General features: G+C 59.6%; 24 protein-coding genes. 19 read left to right on the forward strand and 5 right to left on the reverse strand.

The features are described from left to right. The first annotated feature begins 77 nt into the window (after positions 1-77). The gene (locus ACEUCR_RS10525) at positions 78-545 is read left to right on the forward strand and encodes an Rrf2 family transcriptional regulator (RefSeq protein ID WP_041995162.1); all 468 of its coding nucleotides are present in this window, start codon (positions 78-80) and stop codon (positions 543-545) included. Between the two features lie 74 nt (positions 546-619). On the opposite strand, the gene ACEUCR_RS10530 is transcribed toward ACEUCR_RS10525, so the two are convergent. Together ACEUCR_RS10530 and ACEUCR_RS10535 are read right to left on the reverse strand one after the other, a co-directional pair. After that, positions 620-1906: an HlyC/CorC family transporter gene (locus tag ACEUCR_RS10530; protein ID WP_111874748.1), complete on the reverse strand. Its 1287-nt coding sequence runs from the start codon at positions 1904-1906 to the stop codon at positions 620-622. 47 nt (positions 1907-1953) lie between these two features. Further along, positions 1954-2745 carry a cytochrome C assembly family protein gene (locus ACEUCR_RS10535; RefSeq protein ID WP_041995158.1) on the reverse strand — a complete coding sequence of 264 codons (792 nt, stop codon included), beginning with the start codon at positions 2743-2745 and terminating at the stop codon, positions 1954-1956. A 201-nt stretch (positions 2746-2946) separates the two neighbouring features. Here ACEUCR_RS10535 and ffh point away from each other — a divergent pair, with 201 nt between their 5' ends. The 5 genes from ffh (at position 2947) to rplS (ending at position 6460) form a co-directional block, all read left to right on the forward strand. Then, a complete protein-coding gene (ffh, locus tag ACEUCR_RS10540; RefSeq protein WP_111874749.1) occupies positions 2947-4326 on the forward strand; it encodes a signal recognition particle protein in 1380 nt (459 codons plus the stop codon). A 182-nt stretch (positions 4327-4508) separates the two neighbouring features. Then, complete coding sequence (gene rpsP / locus ACEUCR_RS10545; RefSeq protein WP_041995155.1) at positions 4509-4757, forward strand: 30S ribosomal protein S16; 249 nt, start codon at positions 4509-4511, stop codon at positions 4755-4757. Positions 4758-4781: 24 nt separating this feature from the next. Next, positions 4782-5303 carry a ribosome maturation factor RimM gene (gene rimM, locus ACEUCR_RS10550; RefSeq protein ID WP_041995153.1) on the forward strand — a complete coding sequence of 174 codons (522 nt, stop codon included), beginning with the start codon at positions 4782-4784 and terminating at the stop codon, positions 5301-5303. Between the two features lie 27 nt (positions 5304-5330). Further along, positions 5331-6077 carry a tRNA (guanosine(37)-N1)-methyltransferase TrmD gene (trmD, locus tag ACEUCR_RS10555; RefSeq protein ID WP_111874750.1) on the forward strand — a complete coding sequence of 249 codons (747 nt, stop codon included), beginning with the start codon at positions 5331-5333 and terminating at the stop codon, positions 6075-6077. A gap of 35 nt (positions 6078-6112) precedes the next feature. Beyond that, on the forward strand, positions 6113-6460 hold the full coding sequence (gene rplS / locus ACEUCR_RS10560; protein ID WP_005313505.1) for a 50S ribosomal protein L19: 348 nt from the start codon (positions 6113-6115) through the stop codon (positions 6458-6460). A gap of 82 nt (positions 6461-6542) precedes the next feature. Here the strand turns inward: rplS and ACEUCR_RS10565 are convergent, their stop codons facing one another. Next, positions 6543-6866 (reverse strand): isoamylase early set domain-containing protein, encoded by a 324-nt coding sequence (locus ACEUCR_RS10565; RefSeq protein ID WP_041995149.1) that lies wholly within the window; start codon positions 6864-6866, stop codon positions 6543-6545. A gap of 80 nt (positions 6867-6946) precedes the next feature. Continuing rightward, positions 6947-7621, reverse strand: coding sequence for a DNA mismatch repair endonuclease MutH (gene mutH, locus ACEUCR_RS10570; RefSeq protein ID WP_408773473.1), 675 nt, complete (start codon positions 7619-7621; stop codon positions 6947-6949). 728 nt (positions 7622-8349) lie between these two features. On the opposite strand from mutH, the gene rppH reads away from it, so the two are divergent. The 8 genes from rppH to ACEUCR_RS10610 all read left to right on the forward strand — a co-directional run bounded on the left by rppH (position 8350) and on the right by ACEUCR_RS10610 (position 16036). Further along, positions 8350-8877, forward strand: coding sequence for an RNA pyrophosphohydrolase (gene rppH, locus ACEUCR_RS10575; RefSeq protein ID WP_084205309.1), 528 nt, complete (start codon positions 8350-8352; stop codon positions 8875-8877). Positions 8878-8889: 12 nt separating this feature from the next. Continuing rightward, complete coding sequence (gene ptsP / locus ACEUCR_RS10580; protein WP_408789990.1) at positions 8890-11157, forward strand: phosphoenolpyruvate--protein phosphotransferase; 2268 nt, start codon at positions 8890-8892, stop codon at positions 11155-11157. Positions 11158-11231: 74 nt separating this feature from the next. Further along, positions 11232-12059, forward strand: a complete 828-nt coding sequence (gene lgt / locus ACEUCR_RS10585; RefSeq protein WP_392442070.1) for a prolipoprotein diacylglyceryl transferase — start codon at positions 11232-11234, stop codon at positions 12057-12059. A gap of 82 nt (positions 12060-12141) precedes the next feature. Continuing rightward, positions 12142-12936, forward strand: a complete 795-nt coding sequence (gene thyA, locus ACEUCR_RS10590; protein WP_041995141.1) for a thymidylate synthase — start codon at positions 12142-12144, stop codon at positions 12934-12936. Positions 12937-13169: 233 nt separating this feature from the next. Then, entirely contained in the window at positions 13170-14360 is a 1191-nt protein-coding gene (gene nhaA / locus ACEUCR_RS10595; protein WP_041995139.1) for a Na+/H+ antiporter NhaA, read from the forward strand. 20 nt (positions 14361-14380) lie between these two features. Beyond that, positions 14381-14764, forward strand: a complete 384-nt coding sequence (locus ACEUCR_RS10600; RefSeq protein WP_374704033.1) for a hypothetical protein — start codon at positions 14381-14383, stop codon at positions 14762-14764. Then, entirely contained in the window at positions 14751-15683 is a 933-nt protein-coding gene (gene nhaR / locus ACEUCR_RS10605) for a transcriptional activator NhaR (RefSeq protein WP_041995135.1), read from the forward strand. The genes ACEUCR_RS10600 and nhaR overlap by 14 nt, the downstream gene beginning before the upstream one ends. Before the next feature lie 50 nt (positions 15684-15733). Continuing rightward, the gene (locus ACEUCR_RS10610) at positions 15734-16036 is read left to right on the forward strand and encodes an ArsR/SmtB family transcription factor (protein WP_041995133.1); all 303 of its coding nucleotides are present in this window, start codon (positions 15734-15736) and stop codon (positions 16034-16036) included. A gap of 49 nt (positions 16037-16085) precedes the next feature. Here the strand turns inward: ACEUCR_RS10610 and rpsT are convergent, their stop codons facing one another. Then, the gene (gene rpsT / locus ACEUCR_RS10615) at positions 16086-16349 is read right to left on the reverse strand and encodes a 30S ribosomal protein S20 (protein WP_041995129.1); all 264 of its coding nucleotides are present in this window, start codon (positions 16347-16349) and stop codon (positions 16086-16088) included. Positions 16350-16540: 191 nt separating this feature from the next. On the opposite strand from rpsT, the gene murJ reads away from it, so the two are divergent. The 5 genes from murJ to fkpB all read left to right on the forward strand — a co-directional run bounded on the left by murJ (position 16541) and on the right by fkpB (position 22967). Continuing rightward, the gene (gene murJ / locus ACEUCR_RS10620) at positions 16541-18106 is read left to right on the forward strand and encodes a murein biosynthesis integral membrane protein MurJ (protein ID WP_408789992.1); all 1566 of its coding nucleotides are present in this window, start codon (positions 16541-16543) and stop codon (positions 18104-18106) included. A 61-nt stretch (positions 18107-18167) separates the two neighbouring features. After that, on the forward strand, positions 18168-19142 hold the full coding sequence (gene ribF / locus ACEUCR_RS10625; protein ID WP_111874754.1) for a bifunctional riboflavin kinase/FAD synthetase: 975 nt from the start codon (positions 18168-18170) through the stop codon (positions 19140-19142). Continuing rightward, entirely contained in the window at positions 19142-22003 is a 2862-nt protein-coding gene (ileS, locus tag ACEUCR_RS10630) for an isoleucine--tRNA ligase (RefSeq protein ID WP_408773463.1), read from the forward strand. Before ribF ends, ileS begins: the two co-directional genes overlap by 1 nt. Continuing rightward, positions 22003-22518 carry a signal peptidase II gene (gene lspA, locus ACEUCR_RS10635; RefSeq protein ID WP_041995121.1) on the forward strand — a complete coding sequence of 172 codons (516 nt, stop codon included), beginning with the start codon at positions 22003-22005 and terminating at the stop codon, positions 22516-22518. Before ileS ends, lspA begins: the two co-directional genes overlap by 1 nt. Beyond that, complete coding sequence (fkpB, locus tag ACEUCR_RS10640) at positions 22515-22967, forward strand: FKBP-type peptidyl-prolyl cis-trans isomerase (RefSeq protein ID WP_041995119.1); 453 nt, start codon at positions 22515-22517, stop codon at positions 22965-22967. Before lspA ends, fkpB begins: the two co-directional genes overlap by 4 nt. Positions 22968-23002: the final 35 nt, after the last annotated feature.

The raw sequence follows: 23002 nt of genomic DNA on the forward strand, positions 1-23002 counted from the left end.
ATTTTATAAGTGGCATCCTAGATGTTTATTTGATGAGGATCAATCCTCCTTCTTTCGCTTTGCGCTAAACAGGCACTATGAGACTGACAAGTTATACCGATTTTGGATTGAGAGCCCTCATCTATCTGGCGACCCTGCCGGAGGGGGAATTGTCGAGCGTTGCCAAGGTGTCCGCCTTGTACGGTGTCTCTCGCAACCACATGGTGAAGGTGGTCAACCAGCTGGTGAAGCTGGGCTATCTGCAGTCCCAGCGCGGCAAGCATGGCGGCATACGGTTGGCCTGTGCCCCGGATGCCATCAACATCGGCCAGGTGATCCGCGAGCTGGAAGGCAATCTGGATGGCATCGACTGCCACTCGCCCGCCTGCCACATCATCTCGGTCTGCCTGCTCAAGGGGGCGCTGAAGGATGCGATGAATGCCTTCCTGGCCGTCATGGACGGTTACAGCCTGCAAGACCTGCTGGCTAACCGGAGCGAGCTGGAACAGGTGTTCGGCCAGCTGATCCCGACCCTCACCATTCCCGCCGACGATAACGAGTTCTGAGGCGAGCCCCATCAACGCGAAGGGCTGCCCGTGGGCAGCCCTTCTTCATGGAGGTCATGGTGTCTCGGTCGGCATCAGTCATCGTCCTCGTCTGATGTCGTGCTGCGATAAAACTGCGGCATGATGCGCGCCATGGTCACCATGTTCTGCTCGACCTCGAGGATCTCGATGGGATAGCCCGCCAGCCGGATGCTGATGTTGGGCTGGGGGATCTCCTCCAGGTACTCCAGGATGACGCCGTTGAGGGTGCGCGGGCCATCGGTCGGCAGATGCCAGTTCATCTCCTTGTTGAGTTCACGGATGCTGACCGAGCCCTCGACCAGGAAGGAGCCGTCAGGCTGGGGATGGATCTCTTCGCTCGGGGTCGGGGTCATGGAGGTGGTGAAGTCGCCGACTATCTCCTCGAGGATGTCGTCCAGGGTGATCAGACCCTGGATGTCGCCATACTCGTCGACGATGAGGCCGATCCGCTCCTTGTTGCGCTGGAACTTGGCGAGCTGGACATTGAGGGGCGTCCCCTCGGGGATGAAGTAGAGCTCCTTGACCGCGCGCAGCAGGCTGGACTTGCTGAACTGATCCCTGGCCATCAGCCGCAGGGCATCGCGGGCATGCAGGAAGCCGACCGCGTCGTCTATGTTGTCGCGATAGAGCAGGATCTTGGTGTGGGCGCAATGCACCAGCTGGCGCAGTATGGTCTTCCAGTCGTCATTGATGTCGATGGCATAGATCTCGCTGCGCGGCACCATGATGTTTTCCACCGTCATCTTGTCCAGATCCAGGATACTGAGCAGCATCTCCTGATGGCGCTGGGGGATCATGCTGCCCGCCTCGTTGACTATGGTGCGCAGCTCCTCGGTGTTGAGGGAGTCCCCCTGCTTGGGCGTGATCTTGAGCAGCTTGAGCAGGCTGCTGGTGATGCCGTTGATCAGCCAGACGAAGGGGTAGAGGGGCACCATCAATCCCTTGAGGATCCAGGAGGCGGGGTAGGCGATCTTCTCCGGGTACATGGCGGCCAGTGTCTTGGGGGTGACCTCGCCGAAGATGAGCACCACTATGGTCAGACCGAAGGTGGCCACGGCCACCCCTATGTCGCCGAACAGCCGAATGCAGACGATGGTGGCGATGGCCGATGCCAGTATGTTGACCAGGTTGTTGCCGATGAGGATGAGGCCGATGAGGCGATCCGGGCGGGCCAGCAGGCGTTCTACCCGGCGGGCGGCCTTGTGCTTGGTCTGGGCGAGATGACGCAACTTGTAGCGGTTGAGCGACATCAGGCCGGTTTCGGAGCTCGAGAAGAACGCGGAAAGGAAGATCAGAATAACGAGAACAATCAGTAACGTACTCGTTGATATGCTGTCCAAGAAGGGCTCCTGTTGGGGCTAAATAATGAATGAAGGGGGGTGAGATATCAGCTCAGCAGCACTTCTTTGACGAAGCGGCTGCCAAAATAGGCCAGGGTCAAGATGGCCGAGCCTATCAGGCTCAGGGTGATGACGCGGCGACCGCGCCAGCCTCTGGCATGATGACCCCAGAGCAGAAATGCGTAGACGCACCAGGCGAGAATGGAGAGCACCGCCTTGTGGGACTTGCCCTGGGCAAACATGTCTTCCAGGAAGAAGAGGCCGGAGGCGATGGAGAGCGTCAGCAGGAACAGGCCGGCGGAGATGAGCTGGAACAGTCGCTTCTCCACCGTCATCAGGGGCGGCATCGCGGGCAGCTGGCTGATCTTGCGAGACTTTAGCTGGCGGTCCAGGCAGGCGAGTTGCAGGGCGAACAGGCAGGCAATCATCAGCACCGAATAGGCCATCAGGGCCAGACCTATGTGCAGCAGCAGCTGGGGATGGGCCTCCAGATGGGTGATGTAGCGGCTCGGGATCAGCGCACTGGCGGTGAGCAGCAGCGCGGAAAACCCATAGACCACCGGCAGCAGGATCCAGCCGTTGAAACGGCGCGCGGCGCAGGTCATGAAGGTGCTGATGATGAGGCTCACCAGAGAGGCCACGTTCAACATGCTGAGATTCTGGCCGGACTGGGTCTGCATTACCTCGGCACCCAGGGTGATGGCGTGAGCGACCAGGGCGAACGCGACGCAGGCAAACAACTTGTGCTGTCCGGTTGGCTTGGCGCTCAGCAACAGGTGCAGGGAGGCGATGATGGCCAGCAGATAAAACGCCAGGGCCAGAACAGAGATCACGATCATAACCAGGTCGTTGTCGAACAAGCAGTTAGATGAACAAGAGAGGCAGTATACCCTGCACCCGAGGTGCTCGCCAGTTGTGCAATTCGCAATCTGCCCATATATAGGGAGCAGGGCGCCGCAGCCGATGCGGCGAATAATCGTCCTCAGGCGATGGCTGAGGTATAATGCCGCCATTTATTACGCCAAGAACCGGAAAGCGTCATGTTTGAGAATTTGACAGAACGACTCTCGCGCACCCTGCGCAACGTCAGTGGCCGTGGGCGGCTGACCGAAGATAACATCAAGGAGACCCTGCGCGAGGTGCGCATGGCGCTGCTTGAGGCGGACGTGGCGCTGCCCGTGGTGCGTGACTTCGTGGCCCGCGTCAAGGAACGCGCCGTCGGCCAGGAAGTGGCCAAGTCCCTGAGCCCGGGCCAGGCCTTCATCAAGATAGTGCACGGCGAACTCGTCACCGTGATGGGGGAGGCCAACGAGCAGCTCAACCTGGCAGCCCAGCCGCCGGCCATCATCTTGATGGCCGGCCTGCAGGGTGCCGGTAAGACCACCACGGTCGGCAAGCTGGCCAAGCTGCTCAAGGAGCGCAGCAAGAAGAAGGTGCTGGTGGTCAGTGCCGACGTCTATCGCCCCGCGGCGATCAAGCAGCTGGAGACCCTGGCCGGCGACATCGGCGTCGACTTCTTCCCGAGCGATGCCAGCCAGAAGCCGATCGCCATCGCCACCGCAGCCATCGATCAGGCGCGCAAGAAGTTCTATGACGTGGTGATCGTCGATACCGCAGGTCGTCTGCACGTCGATGGCGAGATGATGGCGGAGATCCAGGATCTGCACGCCGCCATCAAGCCGGTGGAGACCCTGTTCGTGGTGGATGCCATGACGGGTCAGGATGCGGCCAATACCGCCAAGGCATTCAACGAGGCGCTGCCGCTCACCGGCGTCATCCTCACCAAGGCCGACGGCGATGCCCGTGGCGGTGCCGCCCTGTCGGTGCGCCATATCACAGGCAAGCCGGTCAAGTTCATCGGCATGGGGGAGAAGACCGACGCCCTGGAGCCATTCCACCCGGATCGCCTGGCGTCACGCATCCTCGGCATGGGGGACGTGCTGTCCCTTATCGAAGAGGTGGAGCGAAACGTCGACAAGGAGAAGGCGGCCAAGCTGGCCAGCAAGGTCAAGAGCGGCAAGGGCTTCGACCTGGAAGATTTTCGCGAGCAGCTGGTCCAGATGCGCAACATGGGCGGCATGATGGGCATGCTCGACAAGCTGCCTGGCATGTCCGGCCTGCCTGACAACGTGAAAGATCAGATGGATGACAAGCTCACCGTGCGCATGGAGGCCATCATCAGCTCCATGACCCCGAAGGAGCGCGCGCACCCCGATCTCATCAAGGGCTCCCGCAAGCGCCGCATCGCCGCAGGCTCCGGCATGCAGGTGCAGGACGTCAACAAGCTGCTCAAGCAGTTCACCGAGATGCAGCGCATGATGAAGAAGATGTCGGGCAAGGGCGGCATGCGCAAGATGATGGGTCAGATGAAAAACATGCTGCCACCGGGCTTCGGCGGTGGTGGTCGCGGCCCCTTCTAAACGACCCTGCCTGCCATGGCGACAGAGGCTCCCCAGAAGGGAGCCTCTTTTGTCTGCCGCCTGTGCAAAAATTGGCTGGCTCGGTTGCAATCAGCATGAATTCAAGTAGAATTATGCGGCTTATTTTAAGCTAGGGTCCGCGTGTTTGCGGGCCTTGTTCATTAGATGTTAATGAGGACGATATGGTAACCATTCGTTTACAACGTGGTGGCGCGAAAAAGCGTCCGTTCTACCAGGTAGTAGTTGCTGACAGCCGTAACGCCCGTGACGGTCGTTTCATCGAGCGCGTCGGTTTCTTCAACCCGGTTGCTTCTGGTTCCGCTGAGAAGCTGAACCTGGACCTGGCTCGCATCGAGCATTGGGTTGGTACTGGTGCCGCTGTTTCTGACCGCGTTGCCAAGCTGATCAAAGACGCTGCCAAAGCGGCTTAATCAGTTAAACGGTAGGGAGTTAAGGTGGATAAACCTATAGTTCTGGGCACCCTGGGTACCGTATACGGCATCAAGGGCTGGCTGAAAGTGAACTCCTTCACCGATGTTGCCGAAGCGATTTTCGATTACAAACCCTGGCTGATCAATCAGAACGGGGTGTGGCGTGAACTTCAGGTTTCATCCTGGAAGCGTCACAACAAGGGTCTGATCTGCAAGCTCGATGGTATCGATGTGCGCGAGGATGCCCTGGCATTGACCAATGTCGAGATTGGCGTTCACGCCGATCAGTTGCCGAGTCTGCCCGAGGGTGAGTTCTACTGGCGCGACCTGATTGGTTGCACCGTATTGACCACCAAGGGATACGACCTTGGCAAGGTGACCGAATTGATGGAAACCGGCTCCAACGATGTGTTGGTGGTTGAGGCCAATGTAAAAGATGCCTTTGGCGCAAAGGAGCGGTTGATTCCGTTCCTGGAAGAGCAGGTGATCAAGCATATTGATCTGACTGCTCGCACAATCGAAGTTGATTGGGATCCTGGTTTCTAGTTTCCCGCGGTGTGCCGGAGGTTTCTTATGTGGATTGGGGTGATTAGCCTCTTCCCGGAAATGTTCCGAGCCATTACCGAGCACGGGGTAACGGGTCGGGCCGTCAAGAGTGGCCTGCTGCAGATTGAGTGCTGGAACCCCCGGGACTTTACCCACGACAAGCACCGTACGGTCGATGATCGTCCATATGGTGGTGGGCCCGGCATGTTAATGATGGTTCAGCCGCTGCGTGATGCGATTCATGCGGCCAAACAAGCGGCGGGAGACGGGGCGAAAGTCATCTATCTCTCTCCTCAGGGACGCAAGCTGACACAGGCGGGCGTGACCGAGTTGGCGCAGGATCGAAAGCTGATCCTGATTGCCGGTCGATACGAAGGTATCGACGAGCGCGTGATACAAACCGAGGTCGACGAAGAGTGGTCTATCGGCGATTACGTGCTAAGTGGTGGCGAGTTGCCTGCCATGACCCTGATCGACGCGGTTTCGCGTCTGGTACCCGGGGTATTGGGCGATCAGGCCAGTGCGGAGCAGGACTCCTTCACGGATGGCCTGCTGGATCATCCCCACTACACTCGACCTGAGCTGTTGGATGGATTGGCGGTGCCGGAGGCGCTGACAAGCGGCAATCACGAAGTGATTCGACGCTGGCGGCTCAAGCAATCGCTCGGACGAACCTGGCAACGTAGGCCGGAACTTATTAACAACCTAGCTCTGACTGACGAGCAAGAATCACTTCTTGCCGAGTATGTCCGCGAAGTGCGTGACAGCGTTTAGTAGAGTTTTCAGTTTATCCTAGGTAAGGAAAGACAATGAGCAAGATTATTCAGCAGCTTGAACAAGAGCAACTGCGTACCGACATCCCGGCTTTCGCCCAGGGCGACACCGTACGTGTTCAAGTGCGTGTTAAAGAAGGTGGTAAAGAGCGTCTGCAGGCTTTCGAAGGCATCGTGATTGCCAAGCGTAACCGCGGTCTGCACTCTGCTTTCACCGTTCGCAAGATCTCCAACGGCGAAGGTGTTGAGCGTGTATTCCAGACTCACTCTCCGCTGATCCACAGTGTAGAACTGAAGCGTCGTGGTGATGTTCGCCGCGCCAAACTGTACTACCTGCGCAACCTGTCCGGCAAAGCTGCTCGTATCAAAGAGAAGCTCAACTAATTCGACTCGAATTGGTGTCGATTTATCGACGGATAGTGAAAAGGCTCGCCAATGGCGAGCCTTTTTTATGTCCGCTTCCAGGCTAGGGATTGACCCTGACCACCGAGTTGTCCCGTCCGAACGGGCCCGGGACATAGCCGTCCGCCGCCCAGTCATTGTCGTAACGGCACTCGCCATCGGGCTGGATCAGCCGATAGCAATACTCGAAATGGCTGGGGCCGTCGGTGGGCAGGTTGAGAGTCGCCTTGAACTCACCGCTTTTCATGCGCTTGAGCGCGATCGGCTGCCACTGGTTGAACTCCCCCAGCAGTAGTACCTGCTCGGCCCCCTCTGCGGCGGCTTTCTCCACCTCGAAGGTGACTTTGACTTCCGGACGGGACTTGAGGAACTGCTTGTTGATAGGCATGACGCCTCCTTGTCATTGGCTACGAAGAAACCAGATTGGTTATTTTTATACCAATTTATGGCAGGGAGATAGATAAAGCCTCATTTGGGCAGGGCAAAGTGACGCATCAGCAGGGCATGGGTGAAGGGGATCTTGAGATAGAAGCCCCGTGGCAGCGTCATGATGGGCTGCCCGGCGCGACCGATGGCCCGGGTCAGAGCCTTGTTGTTGGCGGCCTTGGGGCGCAGCTGCATCACCTGGCCATGACGGGCACTGATCTGTTCCACCTCACCCAGCACTATCATGTCCATCAGCTCCTCCCAATCCTGGCGCAGCAAGGCATCCTCCTCCTCGCTCGGGCGCCACATCAGCGGCATGCCGACCCTGCGTTCGCCAACGGGGATCTCCCGACTCCCCTCCACCGGGATCCAGAGCACCCGCGACAGCTTGTTGCGTACATTGGACTCCTCCCAGCGCTGGCCACTGATCCCGATCAGCGGTGCCACGCAGACAAAGGTGGTTTCCAGGGGCTTGCCTCTGGGATCCACCGGGATCGTCTTGAGCTCTATCCCGAGCTCGGGGAAGTCCTGCTCCGGCCTGCTGCCGGCACTGGCGCCCAGATGCCATTCGATCAGCTGGCCGACCCAGCCCTTGTCCCGGCGCAGGTCCCGCGGCACAGGGATCCCGGCGTCGGTCGCCAGCTGGGCCAGAGTAAAGCCGGCGATGGCATGAGCACGATCCAGCAACTCCTGCTCTGACTGGGGGGGATGGGGCATAGGATCCTCCTGTGGATGAAACGTCGGGAACTGTCCCCAAACCGGTTGCTGTCGTTTTTATGACCAGTCCAGATGGCGGGGCAGACGAATACCCTGGCAAGGGCATTCTTTGCTTATGACTATGATTTTAAATGGTTTTGATAGAAAAGTCCGGCTTTGTTCCGCTCGGGATCCTTGGGGGGAGAACTTGTCCAAGGGTTTGTCCTGCTTGTTGCACACAGTTATCCACAGAAAACTTGGATAACTGATCAAGGATGGCAGCCATTGCCGTGGATGGAGAAAAAAAATGTGATCCATCCGCTTTTTCGGCCCGGATCCTGATGAGAAAGGAGGCAAGGCTTGTGGATAAATTGCCCTTGGTGGATCTTTGAGCGCCGGAACTTGTTCACAATCAGGATCCGGGATCCCGCTGCGGATAAAGCATGGATCTTGATCCAGTGTCTTGATGCTAATTCATTGTTTTAAATCTATTTAATGATTTTCATCTTCATTGATATATGCCAGCATATTTATACTCATGGTTGCTGATATTCAGCCGTATACCTGCTTGCCCACAGTGTTATGCACAGAACGGGTGAGCAACTTGCCAGAAAGGATCCCTTTGTTTGTTTATAACTTGGGTTGAAATCGAAAGTTATTCATGGTTGGTGATCGACAACCGCAGTTTGCCGCCAAGGGGTGAATGTGGAACAATCTCTTTATAGATTCAGCCTTTATAAGGTGATCACGTGATAGATGGTGACGGGTTTCGTCCCAATGTCGGCATCGTGATCTGTAACCGCGAAGGACAAGTTCTGTGGGCTAAGCGCTATGGACAACACTCCTGGCAGTTTCCCCAGGGGGGAGTGGATGAGGGTGAAACACCAGAGCAGGCCATGTATCGGGAACTCTATGAGGAGATTGGCCTCAAGCCCGACGATGTGACCATACTGGCTATCAGCCGTAACTGGCTCAAGTACCGCTTACCCAAACGACTTGTCCGATGGGACAGTTCACCGGTCTGTATTGGCCAAAAACAGAAATGGTTTCTGCTGCAGCTGAATCCAGGGAAAGAGTCGCACATTCAATTTGGCTGTTATGGTCATCCTGAGTTCGATGACTGGCGCTGGGTCAGCTTCTGGTATCCGGTTCGCCAGGTGGTCTCTTTCAAGCGGGAGGTGTATCGCCGGGTGATGAAGGAGTTTGCCCCGCTGGCCATGCCGGTGGTGCAGCAGGCAAGCAACAAGAGGGAAGGGCGGCGCCACCGCTCTCGCTAAGGAGCAGAGCATTTGCTGACGGAATTGAGACGCATCGTCGAGAGCATGGCCCAGGCCAATACCCTCGAGCAGGCACTGGAAGCATTGGTGGGCCAGACCCGGCTCGCCATGCAGGTTTCCTGCTGCTCCGTTTACGTCTCCGAGCCCGAGGCGCGCTGCTATCGACTGGCTGCCACCGACGGTCTGGCGCAATCTGCCGTCGGCAAGACCACCTTGCCATTCGAGCAGGGCATCGTCGGCCTGATCGGTCAGCGGGAAGAGCTGATCAACCTGGCCGATGCCCCCTCCCACCCCAGTTTCAAGTTCCTGCCCGATGTGGCCGAGGAGGCGTTTCGCTCCTTCCTCGGCGCCCCCATCATGCATCAGCGTCAGGTGGTTGGCATCCTGGTGGTGCAGCAGAAGGAGAGCCGTCGTTTCGATGAGGGGGAGGAGTCCTTCCTGGTCACCCTGGCGGCCCAGCTGGCCGCCCGTCTCGCCCATGCCCAGACCAAGGGCTGGCTGCAGAAGACCGACTGGAGCAAGCCGCTGCGCGGCATCGCCGGGGCAAGCGGCATTGCCATCGCCAGGGCCTGGGTATGGCGACCGCGCAAGGAGCTGGGCTCCATAGTCCCGCGCAAGGATGAGGATCACCATGCCCAGCTGGCTCGCCTCGAGGAGGCGGTGGAGGAGGTGCGCCACGATCTGGAGAGCCTGGCGTTGCGATTTCGCGAGAGTTACAGCCAGGACTCGGTCGCCATCTTCGACATCTATCTGCACCTGCTCAATGATCCCGGCTATATCCGGCCCATCCGCAACAAGGTGAGCAAGGAGCACTGGACCGCGGTCTCAGCGGTCAAGCTGGTCAGTGATCGGCTGATCGACCAGTTCAAGGGGATGAAGGATCCCTACCTGCAGGAGCGATCCACCGATGTGAAGGACATAGCCCAGCGGCTCATCAGTCGGCTGGTGCAAAATGAACCCGAACATTTCACCATAGGGGAACCCGTGGTCCTGGTGGCGGACGAGGTGACGGCCACCATACTGGCCGAGGTCCCCCGCGAGTTTCTCAGTGGTGTGGTTTCCCTCAAGGGGGGGACCAACTCCCATGCCGCCATCCTGGCCCGCGCCATGGGCATCGCTGCCATCATGGGGGTGGAGTTGCCCCTGGGGGACATCGGCGGACGGCAGCTGATCCTGGACGGCTACAGCGGCGATCTCTTCATCGAGCCCAGCGCGCTGCTGCAGGCCGAGTACCGCCAGTTGCTCGACGAGGAGCGGGCGCTGGATACCCTGGTGCGCTCGGTCGACAATCAACCCTCCGAGACGGCTGACGGTGTCAAGGTGTCGCTGCTGCTCAACGCAGGCCTCAGTGCCGATACCGAGATCTCCCTCAGTCAGCTGGCGGATGGCGTGGGGCTCTATCGCACCGAGATCCCCTTCATGCTGCAAGACAGCTTCCCCTCGGAGCTGGAGCAGACCGCCCGCTATCGCGGCATTCTCGAGACCTATCGCGATCGCCCCGTCTGCATGCGTACCCTGGACGTGGGGGGGGACAAGCCGCTCCCCTATTTCCCCATCGTGGAGGAAAATCCCTTCCTTGGCTGGCGGGGGATCCGGCTCACCCTGGATCACCCCGAACTCTTCCTGGTGCAGCTCAAGGCCATGCTGCGTGCCAGCGAGGGGTTGGACAATCTCACCATCATGCTGCCGATGATCAGCAGCGTGGGGGAGATCAAGGCCTCCCGTCGCCTGCTGGATCAGGCCTGGCATGAGGTCTCGGAAGAGGCGGCCGTGCGGGGCGTCACCATCAACTATCCCAGCCTGGGGGCCATGATAGAGGTCCCCTCCGCGCTCTACATATTGCCGGAGATGGCGCCCCTCATCGACTTCTGGTCGGTGGGCAGCAATGACCTGACCCAGTACCTGCTGGCCGTGGATCGCAACAATGCCCGGGTCGCCAACATCTACGATGCCTTCCATCCTGCGGTCATCCGCGCGCTGCAACTGCTGGTCGATGCCTCCCGGCGTTACCAGAAGCCGGTCTCCGTCTGTGGTGAGCTGGCCGGCGATCCGGTCGGCGTGCTGCTGCTGATGGCCATGGGCTATCGCCGCTTCAGCATGAACACCAATAACATTGCCCGCATCAAATATGTGCTGCGCCATGCCAGGCTGAGCGAGCTGACTGACTTGCTGGCGGAGGGGCTCAAGCATGACAACCCCCACGTATTGCGCGGCCTGTTTGCCCGTTATCTGGAAGAGCATGGTTTGGGTGGTCTGCTGCGTGCCGGTCACAAGCCCTGATCCGATTAACATCAAACCTTGTCCCCTGTCGCGAATGATCGCAAAATGCGGCTTTTCGTTTGACTGAGACGCTTATGCAGCACGATGGATATTGGGTTTTCTCGCAGATAGATCCCGTCGCCTTCAGCCTGGGGCCACTATCGGTACGCTGGTACGGTCTCATGTACCTGTTCGGTTTTGCCTTCGCCATGTGGCTGGCGGGTCGACGTGCCGATGCGCCGAACAGCGGCTGGACCCGCAATGAGGTCTCCGACCTGCTGTTCTACGGCTTCCTCGGGGTGATCCTGGGGGGGCGGTTCGGTTATGTGCTCTTCTACAACTTCGATCTCTTCCTGGCCGATCCCCTCTATCTGTTCAAGATCTGGACCGGTGGCATGTCGTTCCACGGTGGCCTGATCGGGGTCATCACCGCCATGATCTGGTTTGCTCACAAGACCAAGCGGCATTTTTTCACGGTCGCGGACTTTGTGGCGCCCCTCATTCCGTTTGGCCTCGGCGTGGGTCGGCTCGGCAACTTCATGAATGGCGAGCTGTGGGGCCGGGTGACCGATGTGCCCTGGGCCATCATCTTCCCCGAGGCGGGCCCTGAGCCTCGTCATCCTTCCCAGCTCTATCAGTTCGCCCTGGAAGGAGTGGTGCTCTTCATCATCCTGAATCTGTTCTGGCGCAAGAACCCGCCCCGTGGCGCCATTTCAGGCATGTTCCTGCTCTGTTACGGCCTGTTCCGCTTCCTGGTGGAGTTTGTGCGCCAGCCGGATGCCCAGCTCGGCCTCTATTTCCAGGAGATCAGCATGGGGCAGATCCTCTCTACCCCGATGATCATCATCGGCGCCCTGATGATCTGGCTTGCCTACAAGCGTCCACAACTGTTCGGCAACGCGGCAAAGGAGGCAAAGTCATGAGGGGTTATCTCGGTCTTGTGCAGAAGACTCTGGCCTGCAGGGGCGTGAGAGCCTGTGGTGATGTGACCTGGGAGGCAAAGTCATGAAGGCTTATCTCGACCTGATGCAGAAAATCCTGGATGAGGGCACCGTCAAGTCTGACCGTACCGGCACGGGCACCGTCTCCCTGTTCGGCCATCAGATGCGCTTCAACCTGGCGGAAGGTTTCCCGCTGGTGACCACCAAGAAGTGCCACCTGCGTTCTATCATTCACGAGCTGCTCTGGTTCCTCAATGGCGACACCAATACCGCCTATCTGAAGGAGCATGGCGTCAGCATCTGGGATGAGTGGGCAGATGAGCACGGCGATCTGGGCCCGGTTTACGGTGCCCAGTGGCGTTCCTGGCCGGCGGCCGACGGCTCCGTCATCGACCAGATCCAGAAGGCGGTGGACGACATCAAGCACAACCCGGATTCGCGCCGCATCATCGTCTCTGCCTGGAACGTGGGGGAGCTGGACAAGATGGCGCTGGCTCCTTGTCACGCCTTCTTCCAGTTCTATGTGGCGGATGGCAAGCTCTCCTGCCAGCTCTATCAGCGCAGCTGCGACGTATTCCTCGGTCTGCCGTTCAACATCGCCAGCTACGCCCTGCTGACCCACATGATGGCCCAGCAGTGCGATCTGGCGGTGGGAGACTTTGTCTGGACCGGTGGTGATGTGCACCTCTACTCCAACCACATGGAACAGACGGCCCTGCAGCTCTCCCGCGAGCCGCGCCCGCTGCCGACCTTGGTGATCAAGCGCAAGCCGGACTCCATCTTCGACTACAGGTTCGAGGATTTCGAGATCCAGGGCTATGACCCTCATCCAGGCATCAAGGCGCCCGTCGCCATCTGAGCCAGAGGCGCCTGCGGGCGCCTTTTTCATTCCTGTTTATTTGCCCTATAGTATTTTTTATTCCCATTTCGTTACTGGGAAGGGAGTCTTCTCCATCCGATGGCGGTCGATCATCAGCCATAGAGGATGGTGGATTCGGTTTTATCGTTGTTTTTGGCTGTAAGAAACGATTTTTCATTACTCACATCCCTCTCTAGACTGAGTCCTATATGTTTTTTGGGAGTAGCTTGAACATGAGTGAAGTATTGAAACGCTTTCTGAAACTGGAGTCCGCCTCGGGGATTATTCTGATCCTGGCGGCACTGGTTGCTCTCTTGCTCGCCAACTCCAATCTGGCCGATGCCTATCAGGCCTTCCTCAACACCCAGGTGCAGGTTCGCATCTCGGCGCTGGACATCAACAAGCCGTTGCTGCTCTGGATCAACGATGGCTTCATGGCCATCTTCTTCCTGTTGGTGGGGCTGGAGGTGAAGCGGGAGATGATGGAAGGGGCCCTCTCTTCCCGGGAGCAGGCAACCTTCCCGGCCATCGCCGCCGTGGGAGGCATGTTGGTGCCTGCGCTGATCTACTCCTTCTTCAACTATGGCGATGAGGCGACGCGAGCGGGCTGGGCCATACCGGCGGCGACCGATATCGCCTTTGCCCTCGGCGTCATGGCGCTGCTCGGCAAGCGGGTGCCCACCAGTCTCAAGGTCTTCCTGCTGGCACTTGCCATCATGGATGATCTCGGGGTCATCATCATCATCGCCCTCTTCTATACCCAGCAGCTGTCACTGACGGCGTTGGCGGTTGGCCTGGTTGCCACTCTGCTGCTGGTATGGATGAATCGTCGCGGGGTGGATCGTATCTCCCTCTATATGCTGGTCGGGCTGGTGCTCTGGGTGGCGGTGCTCAAGTCGGGTGTCCATGCAACCCTGGCGGGGGTGGTGGTCGGCTTCCTGATCCCGCTCAAGGGCGAGCGCCACGCCTCGCCGCTCAAGCACCTGGAGCATCAACTGCATCCCTGGAGTGCCTATCTGATCCTGCCGCTGTTCGCGTTTGCCAACGCGGGTGTGTCCCTTGACGGGATCGGTCTCGACACTCTGCTCGGCCCTGTCCCCCTGGGGATCATGCTGGGGCTGTTCGTGGGCAAGCCGCTAGGCATCTTTACCATCAGCTGGCTGTCGGTGCGTCTGGGCATAGCCCAGCTGCCGCCCGGGGTGAATTTCTTCCAGATCTTCGCGGTCAGCATCTTGTGTGGCATAGGGTTTACCATGTCGATGTTCATCGCGTCTCTGGCGTTTGAACATGGCGGCATGGACTATGGCAGCTACTCGCGCCTCGGCATCCTGGTGGGCTCCACCCTGGCGGCCCTGGTGGGTTATGTCGCCATGCGTCTGGCCTTGCCCAAGGGGATCGCCGATCAGAGTACGGAGGGGTTATGAAGAAGAGCTTGATGGTACTGATGCTGCTCGGACCGACTGCTGTCTGGGCGAATGGGTTGGAGCAATGCAAGCAGGATGCCGGATCGGCAGAGTGTGCCACCTACCTCAACGGGGTGGTCGATGGTGCCCTCGCCATGGGAGACCAGCAGGCGCGCGCGCGCTTCGGCGAGACCTTCCAGGAACGCGCCCTGCGCAGCCGGGTGGGGGAGCGGCTCAAGCATGAGAACAAGCGCTATTGTGGTCAGCGTATGCCCGATGCGGCCAAGTTGAAGCAGACCCTGATCGATCAGTTCGCGGCGAACAAGGTTGACTCGGTCAGCGACATGTATGACATTCTGGCGGTTGAACTCAGCTGCTACCGGAGTCCGCGCACCGCGGGAACCCCATCGGATGTCACACCTTAATTACAATCATCTCTACTATTTTTGGATGACTCAGAAGAAGGGCTCTGTCACCCAGGCGGCAGAGGCCCTTTTTTTGACGCCGCAAACCGTCACCGGTCAGATCAAGCTGCTGGAGCAGCGCCTGGGGGGGAAACTGCTCAAACGCAAGGGGCGTTCCCTCGAAGCGACGGAGCTGGGGCAGCTGGTGTTTCGTTACGCCGACAAGATGTTCAGCCTCTCTTACGAGATGCTGGATATCGTCAACTATCGCAAGGAGAGCCAGATCCTGTTCGATGTCGGCATTGCCGATGCGCTCTCCAAGCGCCTGGCGAGCCGGGTACTGCTCTCCGTCATCCCCAATGATGGCTCCATCCACCTGCGTTGTTTCGAGTCGACCCATGAGCTGCTGCTCGAACAATTGAGCGAGCACAAACTCGACATGATCCTCTCCGACTGCCCGGTGGATTCGGGTCAGCATGCGGGCCTGCTCTCCAAGCGACTCGGTGGCTGCGGGGTCAGCTTCTTCTGCAAGGCCCCCATGCCAGAGAAGCCGTTTCCCGCCTGTCTGGAGGAGCGCAAGTTGCTCGTACCGGGTCGCCGCACCGCCATGGGACGCCAGCTGACCCAATGGCTGGAGCAGCAGGGCATCTCCCCCAGCATTCTGGGGGAATTTGATGATGCGGCGCTGATGAAGGCCTTTGGCTTCTTCAATCAGGGCATCTTCATGGCGCCCACCATCTACCGGGAAGAGATACTCGAGGGGGAGGGGGTCATGCTGCTTGGCGAGACCCAGGACCTGATGGAGGAGTATTACGTCATCTTCGCCGAGCGGATGATCCAGCACCCGGCAGTGAAGCGGGTATGTGACAGCGACTTCTCGTTTTTGTTCGCCGGCCAGGAGGACTTCGCCACCATACAGCCTGCGACCCTGTCGTTTTAAATTCAGGCCAATCAAGGTATTATCCCGACTTGCTTCAAGAGGAGAGCGGCATGGATCTGGAGGCGATGGAGGCGAATGCGGGGAGGGCGGTGGCCTTGCTCAAGGCGCTTGCCAACGAACGGCGGCTGTTCATTCTCTGCCAGTTGCTGGACAGGGAGTTGTCGGTCGGTGAGTTGAATGCGGTGCTGGGGCTGAGTCAGTCGGCACTGTCACAGCATCTGGCGGTACTGCGCCGGGATGAACTGGTGACGACGCGAAAAGAGGCTCAAACCGTCTATTATTCGCTGCGCAGCGTTGAGGTGCGCGAGATGATAGGACTGCTGCACAGGCTGTATTGCAGCTCACAGCAATAAAAAACCGGCACTATGGCCGGTTTTTTTAGCTTTATACAGCCGAAGCTGATTAAGCCATAGCTTTGATCTGGGCAGACAGGCGGCTCTTGTGACGAGCAGCTTTGTTCTTGTGGATCAGGCCTTTGGTAGCCATGCGATCCATGATCGGCTGAGCGGTAGCGAAAGCAGCAACGGCAGCAGCTTTGTCGCCAGAGGCGATGGCAGCAATTACTTTCTTCAGGTAGGTACGGGTCATGGAACGACGGCTGGCGTTGTGCTGACGACGTTTTTCTGCCTGAATCGCGCGCTTCTTAGCAGATTTGATGTTAGCCAAGGTAAAACTCCTAAAACTGTCTTAGCGAGTGTATTGAAAAGGCCGAGAAATATGCCTTCTCAACCACATATTGTCAAACGATTTGTGCAAATAAACACCGCCCCCCGGTGGTGTGGCAATAGGGAGACGGTTAAACTGTCGGCCGATTCTAACAGCATTCTTCCCGTTCTGACAGTTCCAGAGGCTTCGTCTTGAGTAAGAAATTGATCAAATCCGGCATGATAGTCTCCTCCATGACGCTGGTCTCCCGCGTCATGGGTCTGGTACGCGATGTGGTGATCGCCAACCTGCTCGGCGCCGGGGCGGCGGCCGACGTCTTCTTCTTCGCCAATCGCATCCCCAACTTCCTGCGCCGTCTGTTCGCCGAAGGAGCATTCAACCAGGCCTTTGTCCCCGTGATGACCGAATACAAGAAGAAGGGGGATGAGGGGGAGGTGCGTGAGCTGCTGGCCGCCGTGGCGGGTACCCTGGGGGGGATCGTCACCCTGGTGACCCTGCTGGGGGTGATTGGCTCCGGGGCCCTGACCGCCCTGTTCGGCTGGGGCTGGTTCTGGGACTGGCTGCATGGCGGTCCGGCGGCCGAGAAGTTCGAGCTGGCCAGCCTGATGCTCAAGATCACCTTCCCCTATCTCTGGTTCATCACCTTCACCGCCATGGCGGGAGCTATTCTCAACACTTTTGGCCGCTTCGCCGTCTCCTCCTTTACCCCGGTTTTTCTCAATATCGCCATGATAGCGGCGGCCTGGTGGATAGCGCCCCTGCTGGAGCGGCCCGAGCTGTCGCTGGCGATAGGGGTCTTTTTGGGCGGTCTGGTGCAGTTTCTGTTTCAGTACCCCTTTTTACGTCAGATCAACATGCTGGTCTGGCCAAAGTGGGGCTGGTACCACCCCGGGGTGGTGAAGATACGTACCCTGATGATCCCGGCGTTGTTCGGGGTGTCGGTCAGCCAGATCAACCTGTTGATCAACACCATGCTGGCTTCCTTTCTCGCCACTGGCGCCATCAGCTACCTCTACTACTCGGATCGGCTGCTGGAGTTCCCCCTCGGCCTGTTTGCGGTGGCCATCAGTACCGTCATCCTGCCCGCGCTGGCCAAGACCCATGTGGACTCAGATCCCGCCGATTTTTCCCGCACCATGGATTGGGGAGTGCGCATGGTGATGCTGCTGGGGCTGCCCGCCATGATAGGGATCGCCGTGCTGCGCGAGCCCATATTGCGGGTGCTCTTCATGCGCGGTGAGTTCGGCCTGCACGAGGTGAGCATGTCGGGGGCCAGCCTGCTGGCGTCCACCACGGGCCTGCTCTCCTTGATGCTGATCAAGGTGCTGGCTCCAGGTTACTACGCCCGCCAGGACACCAGGACGCCGGTGCGCATCGGTATCATGGCCATGGTGGCCAACATGGCATGCAACCTCGTCTTCATCTATCCCCTGGGTTATGTGGGGCTGGCCCTGGCGACCGCCTGCTCGGGCACCCTGAATGCGGTCTTGTTGTTCAAGGGGTTGTATCAGCAAGGGGTCTATCGTCCTTCGCGTCAGACCGGGGTCTTCTGCCTCAAGCTGCTGGCGGCGACCCTGGTCATGGGAGGTCTGATTGGCTACCTGTCGCCGGACCTTGCCCAGTGGGGGGCCTGGAGCATGGCCAAGGCCAGCTGGGAGCTGGCACTGCTGCTCTTGATGGGGGGCAGCGTCTACGGGATCTGTCTGCTTGCCTTCGGAATTCGCCCGCGTCATCTGAAATCCAGCCGGGAGGGCTGATCCAGACCGCCGCCTGAGATATAATCCGGCGATTTCGACAGCAGCAGAACACAAGGCACTGATGGAGCTTATCCGCGGTATCCACAATATCAAGCCCCGTCACCGGGGTTGCGTGTTGACCATAGGCAACTTTGATGGGGTCCATCAGGGTCATCGCGCCGTGCTGGCGCGGCTGCAGGAGAAGGCCGCCGCCCTTGGCTTGCCGGCTTGCGTCTTGCTGTTCGAGCCCCAGCCCCTTGAACTGTTTGCGGGGGCTGATGCCCCGGCACGCCTCTCCCGGCTGCGGGAGAAGGTGGAAGCCCTGGCGGCGCTGCATATCGATCGTCTGCTCTGCGTGCGCTTTAGCCACGCATTCGCCAGCCAGGCCGCCAATACCTTCATCGAACAGCTCCTGGTCGACAAGCTGGGGGTGCGCTATCTGGTGGTGGGGGATGATTTTCGCTTCGGCAAGGGGCGGGAAGGGGATTTTCACCTGTTGGAGGCAGCGGGCCGCCGTTTCGGTTTCGAGGTGGTCAGCACCCAGAGCTTCGAGCTTGCCCGCCAGCGGGTCAGCAGCACCTTGGTACGCGAGGCGCTCAAGGCGGGTCGGATGGCCGAGGTGGAGCTGATGCTGGGTCGTCCCTATGCCATCAGTGGCCGGGTGGCCCACGGCGACAAGCTGGGGCGCACCATAGGTTTTCCCACCGCCAATCTGGCCCTCAAGCGGCAGGTCATCCCGGTCGGTGGCGTGTTTGCGGTGGAAGTGTTATGTTCCGGCGAGATCTTCCCCGGTGTTGCCAACGTGGGCGTGAGGCCGACCGTGAGCGGTACTCAAGCCAGATTGGAAGTACATTTATTTGATTTTTCTGGTGATCTATATGGTCAGCAGGTCAAGGTGCTGCTTCGCCACAAGCTGCGCGAGGAGCAAAAATTTGCCTCTTTCTCCGCCTTGAAAGAACAGATCGAACGAGATGCCCAGGCAGCCCGAGCCTGGTTTGGGCTGCCGTTATTCAATTTACCCAGCACTCTTTTAGAAAAGAAGGGAACCCAGGACTGATGAGCGACTATAAACACACCCTGAATCTTCCGGAAACCGAGTTCCCGATGCGTGGCGATCTGGCCAAGCGCGAACCCGGTATGCTCAAGCGTTGGTACGATCAGGATCTCTACGGGGCCATTCGCCGCGCCAAAGCGGGCAAGCCCTCCTTCATCCTGCATGACGGCCCTCCCTATGCGAACGGCAGCATTCACATCGGTCACTCGGTCAACAAGATCCTCAAAGACATCATCGTCAAGTCCAAGGGGTTGTCCGGCTTCGACTCCCCCTATGTACCGGGTTGGGATTGCCATGGCCTGCCCATCGAGCTGAAGGTGGAAGGCAAGGTCGGCAAACCGGGGGTCAAGATCTCCGCCGCCGAGTTCCGCGCCGAGTGCCGCAAGTATGCCAAGACCCAGATCGAGGCCCAGAAGAGCGACTTCGTCCGTCTGGGGGTGTTGGGTGACTGGGAAAAACCCTACCTGACCATGGATTTTGGCACCGAAGCCAACATCATCCGCTCCCTGGCCAAGATCGTGGACAATGGTCACCTGCACAAGGGTTCCAAGCCGGTGCACTGGTGTACCGACTGTGGCTCTGCCCTGGCCGAGGCCGAGGTGGAGTACTACGACAAGGATTCCCCCGCCATCGATGTGCGTTTCAAGGCCGTCGACGAGGCCGAGGTGGCTGGCAAGTTTGACTGCGCCGAGGGTCACTTCGGTCGCGGTCCGCTCTCCGTGGTGATCTGGACCACCACTCCCTGGACCCTGCCGGCCAACCGCGCCGTGGCCCTGCACGCCGACCTGGACTATGCCCTGGTGCAGGTGGAAGGCGAACATCCGGAGCGCCTGATCCTGGCCGCCGATCTGGTCAAGGACGTGATGGACCGCGCCGGTATCGAGCAGTTCCATAATCTGGGTTATGCCAAGGGCGCCGCGCTCGATCTGCTGCGCTTCAAGCACCCCTTCTACAGCTTCGATGTGCCCATCGTGCTGGGCGAGCACGTCACCCTGGACGCAGGTACCGGCGCGGTGCACACCGCCCCCGGCCATGGCCAGGAAGACTTCGTGGTTGGTCAGAAGTACGGCCTGGAAGTGGCCAACCCGGTGGGCAGCAACGGCGTCTACCTGCCGGACACCCAGCTGTTCGCCGGCCAGCATGTGTTCAAGGCCAACACCGCGGTGGTCGAGGTGCTCAAGACCCATGGCGCCCTGCTCCATCACAAGGTGTTCAACCACTCCTACCCGCACTGCTGGCGCCACAAGACGCCGATCATCTTCCGTGCGACTCCCCAGTGGTTCATCAGCATGGAGCAGAAGGGATTGCGCAAGCAGGCCCTGACCGAGATCGACCGCATCGAGCAGGAGGGCATCACCCAGCACGGCCAGAGCGGCTGGGTACCCGCCTGGGGCAAGAACCGCATTCAGGCCATGGTGGAGAACCGCCCGGACTGGTGTATCTCCCGTCAGCGTACCTGGGGCGTGCCCATCTCCCTGTTCGTTCACAAAGAGACCCAGCAACTGCACCCTGAATCCGTGCGCCTGATGGAAGAGGTGGCCAAACGGGTCGAGCAATCCGGCATCCAGGCCTGGTGGGATCTGGACAAGGCCGAGCTGTTGGGGGAGGACGCCGACCATTACGACAAGGTGCCTGACACCCTGGACGTCTGGTTCGACTCGGGGTCGACCCACTCCTCCGTGGTGGCGGCCCGTCCCGAGTTCAACGGCAAGACGGCGGATCTTTACCTGGAAGGGTCGGATCAGCACCGTGGCTGGTTCATGTCCTCGCTCATGATAGGGGTGGCCATGAACAACAAGGCCCCTTACAACCAGGTGCTGACCCATGGTTTCACCGTGGATGGCCAGGGCCGCAAGATGTCCAAGTCCATCGGCAACGTGGTCAGTCCGCAAGATGTGATGAACAAGCTGGGTGCTGACATCCTGCGTCTGTGGGTCGCGAGCACCGACTACACCGGCGAGATGACCGTCTCCGACGAGATCCTCAAACGCAGTGCCGATGCCTATCGTCGCATCCGCAACACCGCCCGCTTCCTGCTGGCCAACCTCAACGGCTTCAACCCGGCGACCGACATGGTCGCGCCCGCCGACATGGTGGTGGTGGATCGTTGGGCGGTGGGCCGTGCCAAGGCGGTGCAGGCCGAGATTGTCGAAGCCTATGAGGCCTATAACTTCCACGGCGTGACCCAGAAGCTGATGCAGTTCTGCTCCATCGAAATGGGTTCCTTCTACCTGGACGTCATCAAGGACAGGCAGTACACCGCCAAGGCCGATGGCCTGGCCCGCCGCTCCTGCCAGACCGCGCTCTATCACATCGCCGAAGCCATGGTGCGCTGGATGGCGCCCATCATGAGCTTCACCGCCGACGAGATCTGGGCCCTGCTGCCGGGCGAGCGCGGTGAATTCGTGTTCACCGAGGAGTGGTATGACGGCCTGTATGGCCTGGCCGCCGGTGAGCAGATGGGTGATACCTTCTGGGCCGAGATCCTGGCCGTGCGCGGTGAGGTGAACAAGGCCCTGGAAGCGGCCCGTGGCGAGAAGCGGATCGGCAGCTCCTTGCAGGCCGAGCTGACCCTGTTCGCCAAGCCCGAACTTGCCGCTCGTCTGAATGCCCTGGCCGATGAGCTGCGCTTCGTGCTGCTCACCTCCAAGGCCAGGGTGGTCAGTGCCGATGCCGCACCGGAAGGTGCCGTTGCGACCGAGCGCGATGACCTGTGGCTGAACGTTGCCCAGTCTGCCGCCGCCAAGTGCGACCGCTGCTGGCACCATGTGGAAGACGTGGGCACGATCAAAGGGCACGAAGAGATCTGTGGCCGCTGTGTCAGCAACGTTGAGGGTGACGGCGAAGCTCGTCAATTTGCCTGATGAAGATGACTCACGACAAGAGTGGCCTGCGCTGGCTGTGGCTGGCGGTGATGGCCTTCATTCTCGACCAGGCGAGCAAGCTCGCCGTGGTCAAGATGCTGCCTTTTGGCTACCCGGGGGTGGAGATCACCCCCTTTTTCAACCTGGTGCACGTCTATAACAAGGGGGCGGCATTCAGCTTCCTGGCCGATCAGGGGGGCTGGCAGCGCTGGTTCTTCGCCGTGCTGGCCTTCGCCATCTGCGGCCTGCTGACCCACTGGCTGCGCAAGCAGCCGGCAAGCATGCGCTGGAGCGGCATCGCCTACTCCCTCATCATCGGCGGTGCCCTCGGCAACGTGTTCGATCGCCTGGTGCTGGGTCATGTGGTCGATTTTCTCGACTTCTACTGGGGACGCGCCCACTGGCCCGCCTTCAATCTGGCGGACAGCTTCATCTTCATCGGCGCCGCCATGATAGTGCTGGACGGCTTTCGCGGCGAAAAGGCCGTGGGCAAGCAAGGCAAGGAGTCGGCATGAGCACGCTTATCGGTCATGACAGCCGGGTGCTGTTCCACTTCACCATCAAGCTGGAGGATGGCTCCGTCGCCGACAGCACCCAGTTGCACGGCAAGCCGGCGCGACTGACCATGGGGGATGGCAGCCTGACGCCGCAGTTCGAGCAGTGTCTGCTGGGACTGCGACAGGGAGAGGCCAAGAGCTTCACGCTGAGCCCGGAGCAGGCCTTTGGCCTCTCCAATCCCGACAACATCTATCATCTGGACCGCGCCAAGTTCGGTGCGGATGTGGAGCCCAAGGTGGGCGCCATCATCGTCTTCGATCAGCCCAATGGCGGCGAGCTGCCCGGCATAGTGCGGGCGGTGCAAGGCATGTCGGTGACGGTCGATTTCAACCATCCCCTGGCTGGCCATACCGTCACCTTCGAGGTGGAGATCCTGGGGGTTGACGACCAGGAGGAGGTGTTGTGATGGCGGATATGCTGCCAGCGGTCACCCTTGGTCTT

Origin of the sequence: Aeromonas bivalvium (genome assembly GCF_046078285.1) — a bacterium.
Classification (GTDB): Bacteria; Pseudomonadota; Gammaproteobacteria; order Enterobacterales; family Aeromonadaceae; genus Aeromonas; species Aeromonas bivalvium.

Bases quoted from the DNA above. Each gene is read 5' to 3' on its own strand.
- rpsP (WP_041995155.1), top strand. From the start codon at position 4,509: ATGGTAACCATTCGTTTACAACGTGGTGGCGCGAAAAAGCGTCCGTTC.
- fkpB (WP_041995119.1), top strand. From the start codon at position 22,515: ATGAGCACGCTTATCGGTCATGACAGCCGGGTGCTGTTCCACTTCACC.
- mutH (WP_408773473.1), bottom strand. From the start codon at position 7,621: ATGCCCCATCCCCCCCAGTCAGAGCAGGAGTTGCTGGATCGTGCTCAT.
- rplS (WP_005313505.1), top strand. From the start codon at position 6,113: ATGAGCAAGATTATTCAGCAGCTTGAACAAGAGCAACTGCGTACCGAC.
- trmD (WP_111874750.1), top strand. From the start codon at position 5,331: ATGTGGATTGGGGTGATTAGCCTCTTCCCGGAAATGTTCCGAGCCATT.
- ribF (WP_111874754.1), top strand. From the start codon at position 18,168: ATGGAGCTTATCCGCGGTATCCACAATATCAAGCCCCGTCACCGGGGT.
- ACEUCR_RS10600 (WP_374704033.1), top strand. From the start codon at position 14,381: ATGCTGCTCGGACCGACTGCTGTCTGGGCGAATGGGTTGGAGCAATGC.
- ACEUCR_RS10610 (WP_041995133.1), top strand. From the start codon at position 15,734: ATGGATCTGGAGGCGATGGAGGCGAATGCGGGGAGGGCGGTGGCCTTG.
- ACEUCR_RS10525 (WP_041995162.1), top strand. From the start codon at position 78: ATGAGACTGACAAGTTATACCGATTTTGGATTGAGAGCCCTCATCTAT.
- ffh (WP_111874749.1), top strand. From the start codon at position 2,947: ATGTTTGAGAATTTGACAGAACGACTCTCGCGCACCCTGCGCAACGTC.
- thyA (WP_041995141.1), top strand. From the start codon at position 12,142: ATGAAGGCTTATCTCGACCTGATGCAGAAAATCCTGGATGAGGGCACC.
- nhaR (WP_041995135.1), top strand. From the start codon at position 14,751: ATGTCACACCTTAATTACAATCATCTCTACTATTTTTGGATGACTCAG.
- ACEUCR_RS10535 (WP_041995158.1), bottom strand. From the start codon at position 2,745: ATGATCGTGATCTCTGTTCTGGCCCTGGCGTTTTATCTGCTGGCCATC.
- nhaA (WP_041995139.1), top strand. From the start codon at position 13,170: ATGAGTGAAGTATTGAAACGCTTTCTGAAACTGGAGTCCGCCTCGGGG.
- ACEUCR_RS10565 (WP_041995149.1), bottom strand. From the start codon at position 6,866: ATGCCTATCAACAAGCAGTTCCTCAAGTCCCGTCCGGAAGTCAAAGTC.
- ileS (WP_408773463.1), top strand. From the start codon at position 19,142: ATGAGCGACTATAAACACACCCTGAATCTTCCGGAAACCGAGTTCCCG.
- lspA (WP_041995121.1), top strand. From the start codon at position 22,003: ATGAAGATGACTCACGACAAGAGTGGCCTGCGCTGGCTGTGGCTGGCG.
- lgt (WP_392442070.1), top strand. From the start codon at position 11,232: ATGCAGCACGATGGATATTGGGTTTTCTCGCAGATAGATCCCGTCGCC.